Annotated in this window: 16 protein-coding genes; 12 read left to right on the top strand and 4 right to left on the bottom strand. The window is 63.0% G+C overall.

Annotated elements, in window-relative coordinates; all coding sequences use genetic code 11:
- Nucleotides 1–11 precede the first annotated feature (11 nt).
- Nucleotides 12–281 carry a DUF3572 domain-containing protein gene (locus ACS5Q0_RS21435; RefSeq protein ID WP_473128685.1) on the bottom strand — a complete coding sequence of 90 codons (270 nt, stop codon included), beginning with the start codon at nucleotides 279–281 and terminating at the stop codon, nucleotides 12–14.
- A gap of 122 nt (nucleotides 282–403) precedes the next feature.
- Here ACS5Q0_RS21435 and ACS5Q0_RS21430 point away from each other — a divergent pair, with 122 nt between their 5' ends.
- The 5 genes from ACS5Q0_RS21430 to ACS5Q0_RS21410 all read left to right on the top strand — a co-directional run bounded on the left by ACS5Q0_RS21430 (nucleotide 404) and on the right by ACS5Q0_RS21410 (nucleotide 6,442).
- Nucleotides 404–787: a response regulator gene (locus ACS5Q0_RS21430; protein ID WP_091138365.1), complete on the top strand. Its 384-nt coding sequence runs from the start codon at nucleotides 404–406 to the stop codon at nucleotides 785–787.
- Nucleotides 788–1,309: 522 nt separating this feature from the next.
- Complete coding sequence (locus ACS5Q0_RS21425; protein WP_473128684.1) at nucleotides 1,310–3,148, top strand: adenine deaminase C-terminal domain-containing protein; 1,839 nt, start codon at nucleotides 1,310–1,312, stop codon at nucleotides 3,146–3,148.
- 95 nt (nucleotides 3,149–3,243) lie between these two features.
- Nucleotides 3,244–4,518: an efflux RND transporter periplasmic adaptor subunit gene (locus tag ACS5Q0_RS21420; protein ID WP_473128683.1), complete on the top strand. Its 1,275-nt coding sequence runs from the start codon at nucleotides 3,244–3,246 to the stop codon at nucleotides 4,516–4,518.
- On the top strand, nucleotides 4,515–5,237 hold the full coding sequence (locus ACS5Q0_RS21415) for an ABC transporter ATP-binding protein (protein ID WP_473128682.1): 723 nt from the start codon (nucleotides 4,515–4,517) through the stop codon (nucleotides 5,235–5,237). Before ACS5Q0_RS21420 ends, ACS5Q0_RS21415 begins: the two co-directional genes overlap by 4 nt.
- Nucleotides 5,237–6,442 (top strand): ABC transporter permease, encoded by a 1,206-nt coding sequence (locus ACS5Q0_RS21410; protein WP_473128681.1) that lies wholly within the window; start codon nucleotides 5,237–5,239, stop codon nucleotides 6,440–6,442. Before ACS5Q0_RS21415 ends, ACS5Q0_RS21410 begins: the two co-directional genes overlap by 1 nt.
- A 7-nt stretch (nucleotides 6,443–6,449) precedes the next feature.
- On the opposite strand, the gene ACS5Q0_RS21405 is transcribed toward ACS5Q0_RS21410, so the two are convergent.
- The gene (locus tag ACS5Q0_RS21405; RefSeq protein ID WP_473128680.1) at nucleotides 6,450–7,568 is read right to left on the bottom strand and encodes an FUSC family protein; all 1,119 of its coding nucleotides are present in this window, start codon (nucleotides 7,566–7,568) and stop codon (nucleotides 6,450–6,452) included.
- Between the two features lie 47 nt (nucleotides 7,569–7,615).
- Nucleotides 7,616–7,801: a hypothetical protein gene (locus tag ACS5Q0_RS21400; RefSeq protein WP_473128679.1), complete on the bottom strand. Its 186-nt coding sequence runs from the start codon at nucleotides 7,799–7,801 to the stop codon at nucleotides 7,616–7,618.
- A gap of 176 nt (nucleotides 7,802–7,977) precedes the next feature.
- On the opposite strand from ACS5Q0_RS21400, the gene ACS5Q0_RS21395 reads away from it, so the two are divergent.
- The 4 genes from ACS5Q0_RS21395 to ACS5Q0_RS21380 all read left to right on the top strand — a co-directional run bounded on the left by ACS5Q0_RS21395 (nucleotide 7,978) and on the right by ACS5Q0_RS21380 (nucleotide 10,175).
- Nucleotides 7,978–8,229: a hypothetical protein gene (locus ACS5Q0_RS21395; RefSeq protein WP_473128678.1), complete on the top strand. Its 252-nt coding sequence runs from the start codon at nucleotides 7,978–7,980 to the stop codon at nucleotides 8,227–8,229.
- A 93-nt stretch (nucleotides 8,230–8,322) separates the two neighbouring features.
- Nucleotides 8,323–8,559 (top strand): hypothetical protein, encoded by a 237-nt coding sequence (locus ACS5Q0_RS21390; RefSeq protein ID WP_473128677.1) that lies wholly within the window; start codon nucleotides 8,323–8,325, stop codon nucleotides 8,557–8,559.
- Between the two features lie 146 nt (nucleotides 8,560–8,705).
- Complete coding sequence (locus ACS5Q0_RS21385) at nucleotides 8,706–9,341, top strand: SGNH/GDSL hydrolase family protein (protein WP_473128676.1); 636 nt, start codon at nucleotides 8,706–8,708, stop codon at nucleotides 9,339–9,341.
- A gap of 228 nt (nucleotides 9,342–9,569) precedes the next feature.
- Entirely contained in the window at nucleotides 9,570–10,175 is a 606-nt protein-coding gene (locus ACS5Q0_RS21380; RefSeq protein ID WP_473128675.1) for a hypothetical protein, read from the top strand.
- 149 nt (nucleotides 10,176–10,324) lie between these two features.
- Here ACS5Q0_RS21380 and ACS5Q0_RS21375 read toward each other — a convergent pair whose 3' ends face one another.
- Entirely contained in the window at nucleotides 10,325–11,590 is a 1,266-nt protein-coding gene (locus tag ACS5Q0_RS21375; RefSeq protein ID WP_473128674.1) for a mandelate racemase/muconate lactonizing enzyme family protein, read from the bottom strand.
- Nucleotides 11,591–11,815: 225 nt separating this feature from the next.
- Here ACS5Q0_RS21375 and ACS5Q0_RS21370 point away from each other — a divergent pair, with 225 nt between their 5' ends.
- From ACS5Q0_RS21370 to ACS5Q0_RS21360, 3 genes are read left to right on the top strand one after another with little or no spacing between them, the layout of a single operon-like run.
- On the top strand, nucleotides 11,816–12,313 hold the full coding sequence (locus tag ACS5Q0_RS21370; RefSeq protein ID WP_473128673.1) for a TRAP transporter small permease: 498 nt from the start codon (nucleotides 11,816–11,818) through the stop codon (nucleotides 12,311–12,313).
- Complete coding sequence (locus ACS5Q0_RS21365; RefSeq protein ID WP_473128672.1) at nucleotides 12,310–13,593, top strand: TRAP transporter large permease; 1,284 nt, start codon at nucleotides 12,310–12,312, stop codon at nucleotides 13,591–13,593. Before ACS5Q0_RS21370 ends, ACS5Q0_RS21365 begins: the two co-directional genes overlap by 4 nt.
- A 38-nt stretch (nucleotides 13,594–13,631) precedes the next feature.
- Entirely contained in the window at nucleotides 13,632–14,642 is a 1,011-nt protein-coding gene (locus tag ACS5Q0_RS21360; protein WP_473128671.1) for a TRAP transporter substrate-binding protein, read from the top strand.

Below are 14,642 nucleotides of genomic sequence, written 5' to 3'. Positions count from 1 at the left end.
GGCGAGGGCGGTCACTCGAACTCGGACGGGGAGAGAGTCCAGTGAGCCGACATGATGTGCTCGGGCTTGGTGTTCAGCTCCTTGGCCAGAGCGACCAGAAGCGGCTCGTCCGAGGCCACGTAGTCGAGAATTCCGGGAAAAAAGCCGGGATCGGAGGCCGCGGAGCGAATCGTGTCGGGTCTCAGCCCCGAAACCGCCAGAAAGCGGCCCATACGTTCCTCGTCGCTCGTGATGAACGCGAAAGCGCTCAACGCGATGTTCTCCGCCTCGTCTCTGTTCATCCTTCTTAAGGGAGTGTTCATGCTGTCGGTTTGCACTTCATCAATAGGTGATGCTCTAACTATACCATCTCTGGAAGAAATGGGCCGGTGAAATGCTGCGTCTGGCCCCTGGGACAGTGCCAATGAAGAAGACCGTGCTCATCGTTGAGGACAACGAACTCAACATGAAGCTCTTCAACGATCTCCTCGAGGCCCATGGCTATGCCACGCTGAAGACCAGCCATGGCATCGAAGCCATGGAGCTGGCGCGTGCCCACAAGCCGGACCTGATCCTCATGGACATCCAGCTTCCCGAGGTTTCGGGCCTCGAGGTCACGCGCTGGCTCAAGGCGGATGAGGAATTGAAGTCCATTCCCGTGATCGCGATCACCGCTTTCGCCATGAAGGGCGACGAGGAGCGAATCCGGGAAGGGGGCTGCGAAGCCTATATGTCCAAACCGATTTCCGTCGCGAAGTTCATCGCGACTGTGAAAACATACCTAGAGGCGGACGGTGCTTCTTCTTAACTGTCAAGCTGGGTGGCGGCGCTTCCGTTAAGAAAGCTGTCAACCCCGTTAACTTTTCTTGTAAAATGTAGCTTTTCAGGCACATAGACGCTTGCATCGGCTCTTGTTTCTAATATGTTCGATCCAGTTTCCCGCTGAAGCGGAAGAAATGCCCTACGGATGCTCAGGTCCGCCGCATCTCCTGGGACTTCGTGGGCTCGGCCAGGCTGGAAGAGGATCGTTGCCTCCTCAACACCACTTCCAGCCGGCCACCTCTCCATTTTGGTGGCGACCTCAGGGTCCATGCAGCGCCTCAGGGCGCTTTTTTATTGCCGGTCTTGCCCCGATCCCGGTCTGTCCCGGCATTCCTCAGGCTCTAGCTTTCCTTTCGCATCCGTTCGCGTTCCGGCCGCGCCGAAACCGAATCAGGGATCCGATACGGCTTAGCTTGCAAGTTAAGCTTGGCCGTGACTATTCAGACGAATTGCCGATGCCCCATGGGAAGGCCCTGGGGAGCATCGTTTGAGAAAAAGGGGATCGACCATGGACCAGCGTACACCTCCAATGCCTCCGAAATCGGCCCTCACGCGGTTTTCCGTCGCCCCCCTGTCGACCATGACCCGGCGGCTCGCGGACGTCGCCTCCGGACGTACCCCCCCGGATCTGGTCATCACCGGCGCGCGGGTGCTCTCGACCTATAGCGAGCGCATCGCGCCGGAGCGGGAGATCTGGATCGCGGGCGGGCGCATCGCCGCGGTCAAGCCCGCCGGGTCCCACACCCGGGTGAACGGCACGCCGGGACGGGTCTATGACGCCCGGGGCGGCATCATCGCGCCGGGTCTGGTCGATCCGCATATCCATATCGAAAGCAGCATGATCACGGCCTGCGCCTATGCGGAGGCAGCGCTGCTCAACGGGACCACCACGATCTTCTGCGACAGCCATGAAATCGGCAACGTGATGGATGCGGCAGGCGTCGAGATGATGCTGGAGGATGCGCGCCATGCTCCGCTCTCCATCTTCCTCACCGTGCCGAGCACCGTGCCCGCCACCTCGCCGGACCTTGAAACCGCGGGCGGTGACCTGACGCCCGAAAAGATCGCTGCGCTCTTCGACCGCTGGCCCGAAGCCGCGGCCCTGGGTGAGAAGATGGATTTCGTCCCCGTCACCATGGGTGACGAGAGGAGCCACGCGATCCTCGCTGCGGCCCTCGAACGCGGCAAGCCCGTTTCCGGCCATATCTACGGGCGCGAGTTCGTGGCGGCCTATGCGGCGAGCGGCGTGACCGACACGCACGAGGCCATCGACCGCGACATCGCCGACGACCTGCTCGACGCGGGCATCTGGATCTTCCTGCGCGGCGGGCCTCCGACCACGCCGTGGCATTCTCTTCCGGAAGCCATCAAGACGATCACGGAGCTCGGCGCCTCGCACAAGCGCATCTGCGTCTGCACGGACGACCGGGACGCGGACGACCTCATGCTGTTCGGCATGGATTGGGTGACGCGGGAGGCGCGCCGCGCGGGCATGAGCCGCGAGCAGGCCTGGAGCATGGGTTCGCTCCATCCGGCCACCCGCTTCGGCATGGAGGGCGAGATCGGCGGCCTCGGCGGCGGACGACGGGCCGATCTGGTGCTGCTCGACGACGACCTGAACGTCCGGAACACCTGGTATGGCGGCGAGCTCGTCGTCGAGGACAAGGCAATCACCCCCGTTCTCGATCAGGCGCTGTCCCAGCGCTACCGTTATCCCGACGCGGCCTATCGCACGGTGCACATCCCGAGCATTCCCAAGCTCGTCCCCGATCTCCCGCAGCAGGACTGCACCGCGAACGTGATCCGCGTGGCTCTGCCCGGCATCGTGCTTTTCCATGACAAGGTGACGCTGAACAAGGCGGAGAGCTGGGACGATCTCCTGGCTGCGAACGATCTCACCTTCGTCACCGTCATCGAACGCCACGGGCGCTCCGGCGGCAAGGGCGTCGCGCATGGGCTCCTGAAGGATTTCGGCCTGAAGAGCGGGGCCGTCGCAAGCAGCGTGGGGCACGACTCCCACAACATCATCGTGGCCGGCACCAACGAGGCCGACATGCGGGTGGCGCTCGACGCGCTGATCCAGTCGCAGGGCGGCGTCTGCGTGGTCGATCAGGGCAAGGTGGTCGCGATGGTGCCGCTGCCGATCGCGGGGCTTCTGTCCGACAAGCGCGTCACGGAGGTGGCCGAGGAGACGCGCGCCTTGAAGGCCGCATGGGAGAAGGCGGGCTGCAAGATCCCGTATATGGGCTTCAACCTGATCCCGCTCTCGGTCATCCCGGAGATCCGCATCACCGACAAGGGCCTGGTGCTCGTGCCCGAGATGAAGCTCGCGCCGCTCTTCGAGTGACCCTTCTGCGCCAATCCGGCGCAGGCAGGTTGCGATATCTCAAGGTGGTGGTCGGCCATAGATCCTAGGGTGCTGCTTCCTAGGAAAGAGCAGATATGGCCGACAATCTCCTGCGCGACCGGACCCAGGATGTCGAGGCGCTGTTGGAGCTCGAGAAGCCCAGACGTGCGTGGATCTCTCCTGCACGCCTGGCCATCCTCGCCGTCGGCATTCTGGTCCTGTTCGGCCTCTATGCCTTTTTCGGCGCGGGCCGGAACGGCGGTCGGGTCGGCTACGTGCAGGAACCCGTCACCCGCGGAAACCTGATGGTCGTGGTGACGGCCACCGGCAGCATTCAGCCGACGAACCAGGTCGACGTGTCGAGCGAGCTCTCGGGAACGATCCGCAAGGTCTTCGTGGATTACAACAGCCCCGTGACGCTGGGCCAGCCTCTCGCCGAGCTCGATACGGACAAGCTGAAAGCGACAGTCGACAACTCCCGGGCCAAGCTCGAAGCCGCCAAGGCGCTGCTGAACGTCGCCGAGGTCACGGTCTGGGAGACGGAGCAGGATTACAAGCGCAAGCAGGCGCTCGTCGAGCGCCGCATCAGCTCCCCCCACGACGCGGAGATCGCAGAGGCCCTCTACCGCCGGGCCGTGGCGTCCCTCGCGAGCGCGAAAGCCGAAGTGGGAGTGGCGGAGGCCGACCTGCATCTCAACGAGACGAACCTGTCGAAAGCGGTCATCTACTCGCCGATCAACGGCGTCGTGCTCAAGCGCAATGTCGATCCGGGCCAGACGGTCGCCTCCACGTTCCAGGCGCCGGTGCTCTTTTCGATCGCGGAAGACCTGACCCAGATGGAGGCTCAGGTGGATGTGGACGAGGCTGATGTGGGCAAAGTGAAGGTCGGTCAATCGGCGACCTTCACCGTGGACGCTTATCCGGACCGCAAGTTTCCCGCCACGATCCGCGAGGTGCGCTTCGCGTCCGAGGTCGTGCAGGGAGTCGTGACCTACAAGGCCCTGCTCAGCGTCGACAATTCGGATCTCCTCCTGCGTCCCGGCATGACGGCGACCGCTCAGATCTCTGTGCAGGAGGTCAAGGACGCGGTGCTCGTTCCGAATACCGCGCTTCGCTTCTCGCCTCCCGCAGTGGAGCCTCAGCAGAAGCGGAGCCTTCTGAGCAGCATTCTGCCCCGCATGCCCCAGTTCCGCCCGGCAAGTCAAAAGGAGGTGACGGGACCCGAGCGCAAGATCTGGATTTTGCGGGAGGGTGTGCCTGTTGCCGTTCCGGTGACCGTGGGCTCCAGCGATGGGCGCAACACCGAGATCCGGGGCGGCGACATCAAGCCCGGTCAGTCTGTGATCGTGGACGCGGTGATCGCAAAATGAAGCCCGTCGACATCCAGAAGCCGGAGACGCACCTGATCGAGTTCGATGGCGTGTCGAAGGTCTTCGGCATGGGCGGCGCGAGGGTGCGTGCCCTCGACAACGTGGATCTCAGGATCGAAGCGGGCGAGTTCGTCGCGATCATGGGGCCGTCGGGGTCCGGAAAGTCGACGGCCATGAACATCATCGGCTGTCTCGACGTGCCGAGCGCAGGTCGCTATCTCTTCAGGGGCATCGACGTGGGACGCCTCGACCGGACGGGGCGGGCGCTTCTGCGCCGGCGCTTTCTCGGCTTCGTGTTCCAGGGCTTCAATCTCATCGCGCGCACCACGGCGGTGGAGAACGTGGAGCTTCCGCTCACCTATCGCGGCGTGCTGCAGAGGGAGCGGCGGACGAAGGCCCTCGGGGCGTTGGAGCGCGTCGGCCTCGAAGCCCGCGCGCACCACATGCCGAGCGAACTCTCCGGCGGGCAGCAGCAGCGCGTCGCCATCGCGCGGGCCATCGTTACGGAACCCTCCGTGCTCCTTGCGGACGAGCCGACCGGCAATCTGGACAGCCGGACGAGCAACGAGATCATGGAATTGCTCTCCGGGCTCAACGGTCAGGGCATCACCGTGGTCATGGTGACCCACGAGCCCGATATGGCGGCTTATGCCAGGCGCATCGTCCGGTTCGTGGACGGGCATATCGACAGCGACAAACGCAAGGCGGAGACGGCCTGATGTTGCTCGAAGCGGTGAAGCTCGCGTTCTCGTCCATCCGCCGCAACGCGCTGCGCTCGTTCCTGACCGTCCTCGGCATCGTGATCGGCGTCGGCGCGGTCATCGCCATGGTCACGATCGGCAATGGCACCACGGCGAAGGTCACGGCGGATCTCGCCAAGCTCGGGAGCAATCTGCTCTTCGTCTCGCCCGGCCAGTTCGGACCGGGTCGCGCGAGCTCCGAGGCGCGTCCTTTCAACGTGCGCGACGTCGAGGCCATGCGCACGCAGCTTGCGGGCATTCGCGCCATCGCTCCCGTTGGGCAGAAGGGGGTGACGGTGATTTATGGCAGCGAGAGCCGCAGCACGACGCTGACAGGCACCGAGCGCGACTTCCTTGTGGTTCAGGACTGGGCGCTGGCCTCGGGCCGTTCCTTCCTCGAAGGCGAGGAGAGGGCGGGGCGGGCCGTCTGCATCATTGGGCAGACGGTGCGCGACAAGCTGTTCGGCGGCGCGGATCCGCTCGGTTCCAGCATCCGGGTCAACAAAGTGTCCTGCGAGGTGATCGGCGTGCTCGAAGCCAAAGGCCAGTCGAGCTTCGGCACCGATCAGGACGATACCGTCATCATGCCTCTGCGCGCCTTCCAGCGCCGCATCGTCGGCAACACGGATGTCGGGCGCATCTACGTCTCGGCCAAGGACAACGTGGACACGGGGAAGGTGCAGGCCGATATCGAGCGCCTGCTGCGCGAGCGGCGCGGCATCACGGGCGGAAAGGAGGACGATTTCACCGTCCGCGACATGAAGCAGGTTGTGCAGACCATGGCGGGAACGACATCGGTGCTCACCGGGCTTCTCGGCGCGGTCGCGGCCGTGTCGCTGCTCGTCGGCGGCATCGGCATCATGAACATCATGCTCGTTTCCGTGACGGAGCGCACCCGGGAGATCGGCATCCGCCTCGCCATCGGAGCGCTCGAAGGCCAGGTGCTGCTGCAGTTCCTCGTCGAAGCGGTCGTGCTGTCTCTGTTCGGCGGAATCGCGGGCATTCTGCTGGGCCTGGGCCTTGCCGCCCTCGTGGCGAACGGAATGCAGGTGCCCTTCCTCGTTGATCCCTCGATCATTCTCATGGCCTTCGGTTTCTCGGCCCTGGTCGGTGTTGTCTTCGGTTATTTTCCGGCGCGCCGCGCCGCACGCCTCGATCCGATCGAGGCGCTCAGGCACGAATGAGGGCTTCTCATTCGGCTGCCTCGGCGTGTTCTTTCTGGGCGAGTTCGCCGGCGCGGGCCAAAAGATCCTCGACGTTCTTCCGGAACTGCTCGAAGGCGAAGCCGAGGGCGAAGACCTGCCCGAAGCTGCCGTAGGGCAGGTCGCGTGAAATCGCCTGCGTGCGCAAGGCCTCCGTCTCGCTGACGAAGGTGTGCAGGGCCGTCTCGAAGCGCGACGCATCGGGGGGCGCCGTGCGGGTCCGAAGAGATTTGGCGATGCCGAGAAGGAGCGCGCAGGTTTCATCCCGAAGCCCTTTCAGCGAGGGGCCGAGCTTATGGAGAACCGGCCCCGGCAGGGCATTGGTCGAGGCCCGTCCGATCATCACGAAGTCATGGCGCACGCGATAGAGCGTTCGGATGAGCGGCTCCGGGTCGGCCGCGTCGGTGAGGTGACTCTTGCGCTCGCGCGCCGCCTCGTCGGCGGCGGCTTCCGCTTTCTTCAGGGCAGCGCGGATCTGCGGATGAATCGTCTGAATCGCGCTTCGTCCTTTCGGTTCGGCCGTGAGTTCTCCGATATGGAGCTCGATCAGGTCGGCGTTGAGGGAAACCACTTTCGCGGCCGCCTCCGTCATCAGCGTATGCGCCCGCGCGGGCAGGACGAACAGGGACACGACCACGCCCACGATGTTGCCGAGCGTGATTTCCACTACCCGATCGATGGCCGCGGCAAGCGGACCGATGGCTTGGCCGGCAGGCGGCAGGAGCATGATCAGACCCGTCACGGGCGCCACGCGAAAGCTCGGTTTAACCGCGGCGAGCAGCGCCAGCGGGAAGAGGCCCGCGATCATCGCAACGCCCATGCCGGACGACGAGCCGTGCGGCACCAGTGCTGCGATGATGCCGCCGTAGATGGCCCCTGCAAGGGTTCCCATGAAACGCTCGACGGCGGCCTTGAGCGAGCCGCCGACGCTGGCCTGCGTGATGACCACGGCGGTGATGGCCGCCCAATAGCCCTGCGGGAGATTGAAGGCTTTCGTGATGGTGAAGGCGAGTGTGCCGGCGATGGTCACGCGCAGGGCGAGTTTCATCTCCGCCTGATGCGTTCCGATCCGTCCGGCTGCCTTTTCGATCCACCCTGACAATGCCATGCCATTGTCCGAACGCAGAGCATCAAGAGTGGTTCACGGACCGCGGGCTATGCCTCGGTCTCCAGCACCTGAAAGGCGGAGCCGCAATCCACGCATGTGCCCAGTTCGGGCGATGCAATCATCTGCGTGGCGCCGCATTCGGGACAGCGCTTCATCGCCATCCGGAGTGCTCCTTGCATATGACCCGCGCTTTGCCGAAGTGCCTCGCTGACCTGAACCGCTTCCTCGAACATGGCCGCCTCCTTGGAGCGACACGATGTTACGCTCATGCGGGTCCGCTAGCAAGGGGAGAGCTTCGTTCATGTGGCGCTCGAGCCGACACAATCCGCCGGATCGCTCGCGCCGTGACATGGAGCCTCTGTTCCGGACGGGTGCTTGCGCCGACCTCCTGGCGCGCTAGATCGCCCGCATGAGCAGAATTCGATGGGAACAGGACAGGGTCGCGGGCGTGCCGCTCAGCCGTCACATGGGCTTTGTGGGCGCCATCGAGGTCGGCAGTGTCGCCTATGACGGCAGCAACAGGTTCTGGGTCTGGTCGACGCCCCTGCAGGAAGACGTCTGGGGGTATGGGCCGACAGAGGACGCCGCAAAGACCGCTCTCGAGCTGTGGCTCGTCGCGTGGCTCAAGAATTTCAGGTCCTTCTTTCAATCCGAGAGATGAGCGTCGGCTCGAAAGAGGGCCTGTCCCGAATGCCTCTAGATCCGCGTTGTGCGGCCCCGCCCCAGGAAATAGTAAAGCAGCCCGGCGATGACGATGACGGCCAGAACGATCCAGAGCCAGTTGCTCGTTCCGGCGTCCCCGACCGCTCCCGTGCTCGTCGGCGCAGACGGTGCCGCCCCCGGAGCGCCCGACGTTCCGCTCGGCGCACTCTGCGCCATCACGGCAGCGCTCCACGCGGTCAGTATCATCGTCAGCAGCGATGTTCTGATGGTCCCGATCATCCGTCGTCCTCCGGATCAGCACATGGATCGGCAGATCAACGTCGCCTGAGACCGCCCGTTCCGGAGTGAGGGCAGGCCCCGCTGATCCCGGAGCGAGAGCCTTCCCGAAGCGTTGGCGCGACTATACTTAATTGCCTCCCTCCATGACCGCTTTCGTGTTACGTTATCATATCAAAAAAATGTGAGGGCTGCGCTATGAACCACGTGGTTCTGCTCGGTGACAGCGTGTTCGACAACAGGGCCTATGTGAAGCCAGGAGAGCCCGACGTGCTGGCGCAGGTTCAAGCGAAGCTTCCGGACGGTTGGCGCGCCACATTGCACGCGGTCGACGGCGCCATCACGACGAACGTGAAGCGCCAGGTCGCCCGATTGCCCGATGGTGCAAGTCACCTGATCTTGAGCATCGGCGGAAGCGATGCGCTCGGCTGCAGTGCGATCTTTCGGGAGGGCGCCCGGTCCGTGGCGGAGGTTTTGACCCGCATCGCCGATACCAGGGATGCGTTTGCCCGCGGCTATCGCAGGATGCTCGACCTGGTGATGAGCTATCGCCTGCCGACGGCACTCTGCACGATCCACGACGGACGCTTTCCAGAGCAGGAGGATCGCCGCCACGTGGTGGCCTCCCTGTCGGTCTTCAACGATATCATCACGCGTGAGGCTTTCAGCCGAAAGCTCTCCCTGATCGATCTGCGCCTGATCTGCAATCAGCATGACGATTATGCTGATCCGATCGAGCTTTCCGCCAAAGGGGGCGACAAGATCGCAAGAGCGATCGCACGGGTCGTGTCAGAAGGCGCTGCCTCCTTCTGTTCGCAGGTCTATGCGGAGTGACGAGGCCCCTCCGGAAACGGCGCATTCGCCAATGAAATCAATCATGAAGGCTGAAGTCCGTATTCGCTTGTATTGCTTGGCAGTATTCGCCTCAGTTGACCCGAGCTGAACGCTGGATGAACGATGGAATGTATAATTGAGTTCAGTATAGAAGTCTGTGAAACCTTTTCCTGAGTTCATGATTAGTAACGCACGAATGGTTCTCACCATTGCGTTGTGAGGTGTGTCATGAAGAAGGTGATCCTGTTATCGAGCGCTGCTTTGCTGACCTTCGCCAGTATCGGCTCTGCTCAAGCTCAGAGGGTTTATCGCGGTGATGGATGGCGTGGCGGTTACTACCATCACAATGGCGGCTGGGGTAATGGCGGCGCCGTTGCGGCCGGCTTGGTCGGCGGCGCGGTGCTCGGCGGCCTGATCGGAGCCGCGGCGACTCCGGCTTACGGATATCCTTATGGATACAGCTATCCTGCCTATGGCTATCGCTACGGCTACAACTACCCGGCCTATGGCTATGGTTACGGATATCCCGCCAGCTACGGCTATCCTGCCAATTACGGCTATTACGCCGCTCCCGTTACCACGCGCGTCGTCTATGCGCCGCCGGCGTACAGGACCCGCGTCGTTTACCGGGAGCCCGCATACCGCACCCGGGTCGTCTATCGCGCGCCGCGCTATCAAACCCGGACGGTCTATCAGGCTCCGCGTTACCGCACCCGCACGGTGTATCGGACAAGCGCCCAGCCGGTTCGCGTCGTCCGCTCGTCCCGTCGTGACGTGATCTCCACCGGATCCGTCAACCACCGTCAGCATGTCCGGCGGGTCCATTACCGCTAGCGCGCCGGCCCCAGAAGTGGACTTGCACTTTTGAGATTGATCCGATGCTCTCCTCTTGGAAGAACGCATCGTCCGAAAACCGCCTCCGCGAGGAGGCGGTTTTTTCGGGTTTGGAACCACCTCCGACGAAAGATGTCCCGGGCGGGCTGCTACATCCCGTCGGTGACGCGAATGATGGCGTCGGGACGTGCCCAGATCTCCGGCAGCAATTCGAGGCCGAGGCCGGGCTTCATGTTCACCGTGACTTCTCCTCTCGTGATCGTCGGGAGTTCGGTCACCAGTTCCGTGTACCATCCGGTATAGAAGGCCCGCACGCTTTCCTGGATCAATGTGTTGCGGGCATGAAGAGAGAAGTGGCAGGAGGCTGCATAGACCACCGGTCCCGTGCAGTCGTGCGGTGCGACGGGAACGTGCCAGGCTTCCGCCAAGGCTGCGATCTTGCGCGCTTCCGTCAGGCCTCCGCACCAGGACAGATCGAGCATGGCGACGCCTGCGACCCCGGTCTCCAGATATTCCCGGAAGGCATGAGTGTAGGACAGGGTCTCCGAGGCACAGACCCAGGCCTTAGAGTGCCGAGCGTATTCCTTGAGGTCGCCGATATTGTCGAGACGGAACGGATCCTCGTGCCAATAGGTCTCGAACTCGGCGAGGGCTCCGGCGAGCTTCTTGGCCATCGGCAGACTCCACAGCGAGTGAAACTCCACCATGATGTCCATCTTGTCGCCGACGGCCTTTCGGATCTTGGCGAAAGGCTCCAGCGCTGTCCGCAACTCGTCCGGTGAGATGTCGTATCCGCCGCTTCGCTCGGCGGCGACGTCGAAGGGCCAGATCTTCATGCCGGTGATGCCTTGCTCGAGCAGCGAATGGGCCAACTCGTCGGCACGGTTCAGGAAGGCGTCCAGATCCTCGTAATCGCCCTCGGCTTGTTCGATGCCCCAATTCGCAACCTTCTGCGCGCGGCTGTCGCGGATGTAGCGGTAGCCGGCGCAGGTATTGTAAACCCGGATCCGATCGCGGGAACGGCCGCCCAGCATGTCGCAGACGGGCCTGCCGTGCGCCTTGCCGAAGATATCCCAGAGCGCAATGTCGATGGCTGAGTTCCCGCGTGTTTCCACGCCTGCGGAACGCCAGCCGAGATAATTCTGCAGATCGCGGTTGATGCCTTCGATGTGAAGCGGATCGCGCCCGATCAGTTTCGCCGCCGCCGTTTCGTGGATGTAGGCTTCGACCGCCGCGGCTCCCATGAAGGTTTCCCCGAGCCCGACGATGCCTTCGTCCGTATGAAGACGCACCCAGACGATGTTCGCGAATTCCTGCAGGCGGACGGTTTCGACGTGGGTGATCTTCATGGGCCTCTCTTGGGGCTGCGCCTTCAGGGCTTCGGGCTGTCGGGATTCGCGCGACAGGATATCCATGACAAGGTTCCGAGATCCACCGACGACGGCAAGGAAACCGGCTAGTCATAAGTCGAATGCGCAACAATGCTGCGCGAGCGCCTCATACCATAAGCTGATAGCGGGACAGTTCTACGCGGCTTGAATAATCCACCCTTGCGAACAGAATAGAGAAAACCAATAGCCAAGCTGGGAGGAACTGTGAGCAGGGTAGGGACCTTCTTCTTCAGAGGCCTGGAAGGACTCATGGTCTTTCTCTTGGCCGGCATGGTCGTCATGGTCTTCGGCAATGTCGTGCTGCGCTATCTCTTCGATACCGGCATCGACGTTTCGGAGGAGATGTCCCGCTTCTTCTTCGTCTGGCTGACTTTCATCGGCGCCGTGGTGGTGGGGCGGGAGAACGCTCATCTGGGCGTCGAGACCCTCGTCGCCAAGCTTGGAGAGAAGGGCCGCAAGGTCTGCATGGTTCTGGCCGATATCTTCGTGGTCATCTGTTGCGCGGTCTTCTTCTGGGGCACCTGGCTGCAGGCCGAGATCAACGCGACGAACTATGCTCCCATCACCGAAATCTCGATGCTGTGGGTCTACGGGATCGGGTATTTCACGAGCCTGGGCCTTGGCCTCATGGCGGTGTTCCGGATCCTGCGGGTGATCACGGGGCGCATCAGCGAGCAGGAGCTGCGCGCATTCGCCGGAGAGTACGGCGACGACGAGGCGCATGCCTTGAGGGAGCGCCTCGAGTGACAATCCTCGTCTTTCTCGTCTCCCTGCTGGGAGCCATGGCGACCGGCATGCCGATTGCGTTTGCGCTCATCGTCTGCGCGCTCGCCCTGATGCTGTGGCTCGGAAACTTCGACAGCCAGATCGTCGCGCAGAACATGATCATCGGTGCGGATAACTTCCAGCTTCTGGCGGTTCCGTTCTTCCTGCTCGCAGGCGAGCTGATGAATGTCGGCGGCCTGTCGAAGCGCATCGTCAATTTTGCTCTCGCGTGTCTCGGGCATATTCATGGCGGCCTCGGCTATGTCGCGATCGTGGCGGCGCTGATCCTGGCCGCCCTCTCCGGTTCCGCTGCCGCGGACACCGCCGCTCTCGCGGCGATCCTGATCCCGATGATGCGCAAGGCCGGCTACGACGTGCCCCGGTCCGCGGGCCTTATCGCCGCGGGCGGCATCATCGCGCCCGTGATCCCGCCATCCATCGGATTCATCGTGTTCGGTGTGGCGGCGAACGTGTCGATCTCACAGCTGTTCCTGGCGGGCGTCGCTCCGGGCATCATGATGGGCCTGTCGCTCGTCGTCGCCTGGTGGATCGTCAGCCGGAAGGAGGCGTTGAAGACCAGCCCCCGCACGAGCATGCGGGAGCGGGGAAAAGCCTTCGTCGACGGGTTCTTCGCTCTCCTGATGCCCGTGATGATCCTCGGCGGCATCAAGTGGGGGATCGTCACGCCCACGGAGGCGGCCGTGCTGGCGGCGGTCTACGCCTTCGTCATCGGCATGTTCGTCTATCGCGAGCTGAAGCCGTCCATGCTCTACGGAATTTTCCTGCAGGCCGCGAAGACGACGGCCGTGGTGATGTTCCTCGTGGCGGCGGCGCTCGTGTCGGCCTGGCTCATCACCCAGGCGAATATCCCCGCGGAGATCAGCAATCTGATCCAGCCGCTCATGGGCAACAAGACTCTGCTCATGTTCGCGCTGATGTTCCTGGTCGTCATCGTGGGCACAGCGCTCGATTTCTCGCCGACCGTGCTGATCCTGACGCCGGTCCTCATGCCCATCGTGAAGCAGGCCGGAATTGACCCGGTCTATTTCGGCGTCCTGTTCATCATCAACAATGCAATCGGGCTGATCACGCCGCCGGTGGGCATCGTGCTCAACGTCGTGAGCGGTGTCGCCCGTGTCCCGATGGGAGCCGTGATCAAAGGGGTCAATCCCTTCCTGATTGCGCAGCTTATCGTGCTCGTCCTGCTCATCATCTTCCCTGAACTCGTGATGGTGCCGCTGTCATGGCTCAGGGGGCGGTGAGCAGAAGGGAAAGAAGAAGACAAGGGAAGGAAACAATCATGAAGACGTTGAAATACGCATTCGCGGCGAGCGTCGCCGTCACGCTCCTGTCCACGCTGCCGGCCTCCGCGCAGTTCGCCGAGCGCAACATCCGCCTCTCCAACGGCGTGAACGAGGATCACCCGAACGGCAAGGGCGTCGATAAGTTCAAAGCCTGCCTCACCGACAAGTCGGGCGGTAAGATGAAGGTTCAGGGCTTCTGGGGCGGCGCCCTGGGCGGCGACCTCCAGGCCACGCAGGCGCTGCGCTCCGGCACGCAGGAGATGGTCGTCACGTCGAGTTCGCCGCTCATCGGGATCCTGCCGGAACTCGGCGTCTTCGACCTGCCATTCCTCTTCGCCAACGAGAAGGAAGCCGACACAATTCTCGACGGTGATTTCGGAAAGCATATCGACTCGAAGCTCGAAGGCGTGGGGCTCGTCAATCTCGCCTATTGGGAGAACGGCTTCCGCAACCTGACGAATTCCCGCCGTCCCGTGGCGAAGTGGGAGGACTTCAAGGGTCTGAAGGTCCGCGTCATGCAGAACAACGTGTTCCTCGACACGTTCAAGAATATGGGCGCGAACGCGGTGCCCATGGCCTTCGGCGAGGTGTTCACGGCGCTCGAAACGAAGGCCATCGACGGGCAGGAGAACCCCTTCGTGACCATCGACACCTCAAAATTCTACGAGGTGCAGAAATATCTCTCCGTCACCCGTCATGCCTATACGCCGTTCCTGGTGCTCTACTCCAAGAAGCTCTGGGACGAGCTGTCGAAGGATGAGCAGGCGGCGCTTCGCGAGTGCGCCGCAGTCTCCCGCGACGAGCAGCGCAAGGTGTCCCGCGAGCTGTCGCAAGCCTCCCTGGAGAAAATCAAGGGCTCCGGCGTCGTCGTGAACGAACTCAACGAGCAGGAGGCCAACCGTATGCGCGAGCAGGCGAAGGCCGTCTGGGAGAAGCACGCGTCCACCATCGGCCCGGAGACGGTGAAGATGATGCAGAGCGAGCTGGATAAGATGCGCAAGAAGTAA

It is taken from the genome of Microvirga sp. HS2 (genome assembly GCF_055792805.1).
Note: the sequence above shows the minus strand (reverse complement) of the source record. Positions and strands in the feature narration are given on the sequence as shown.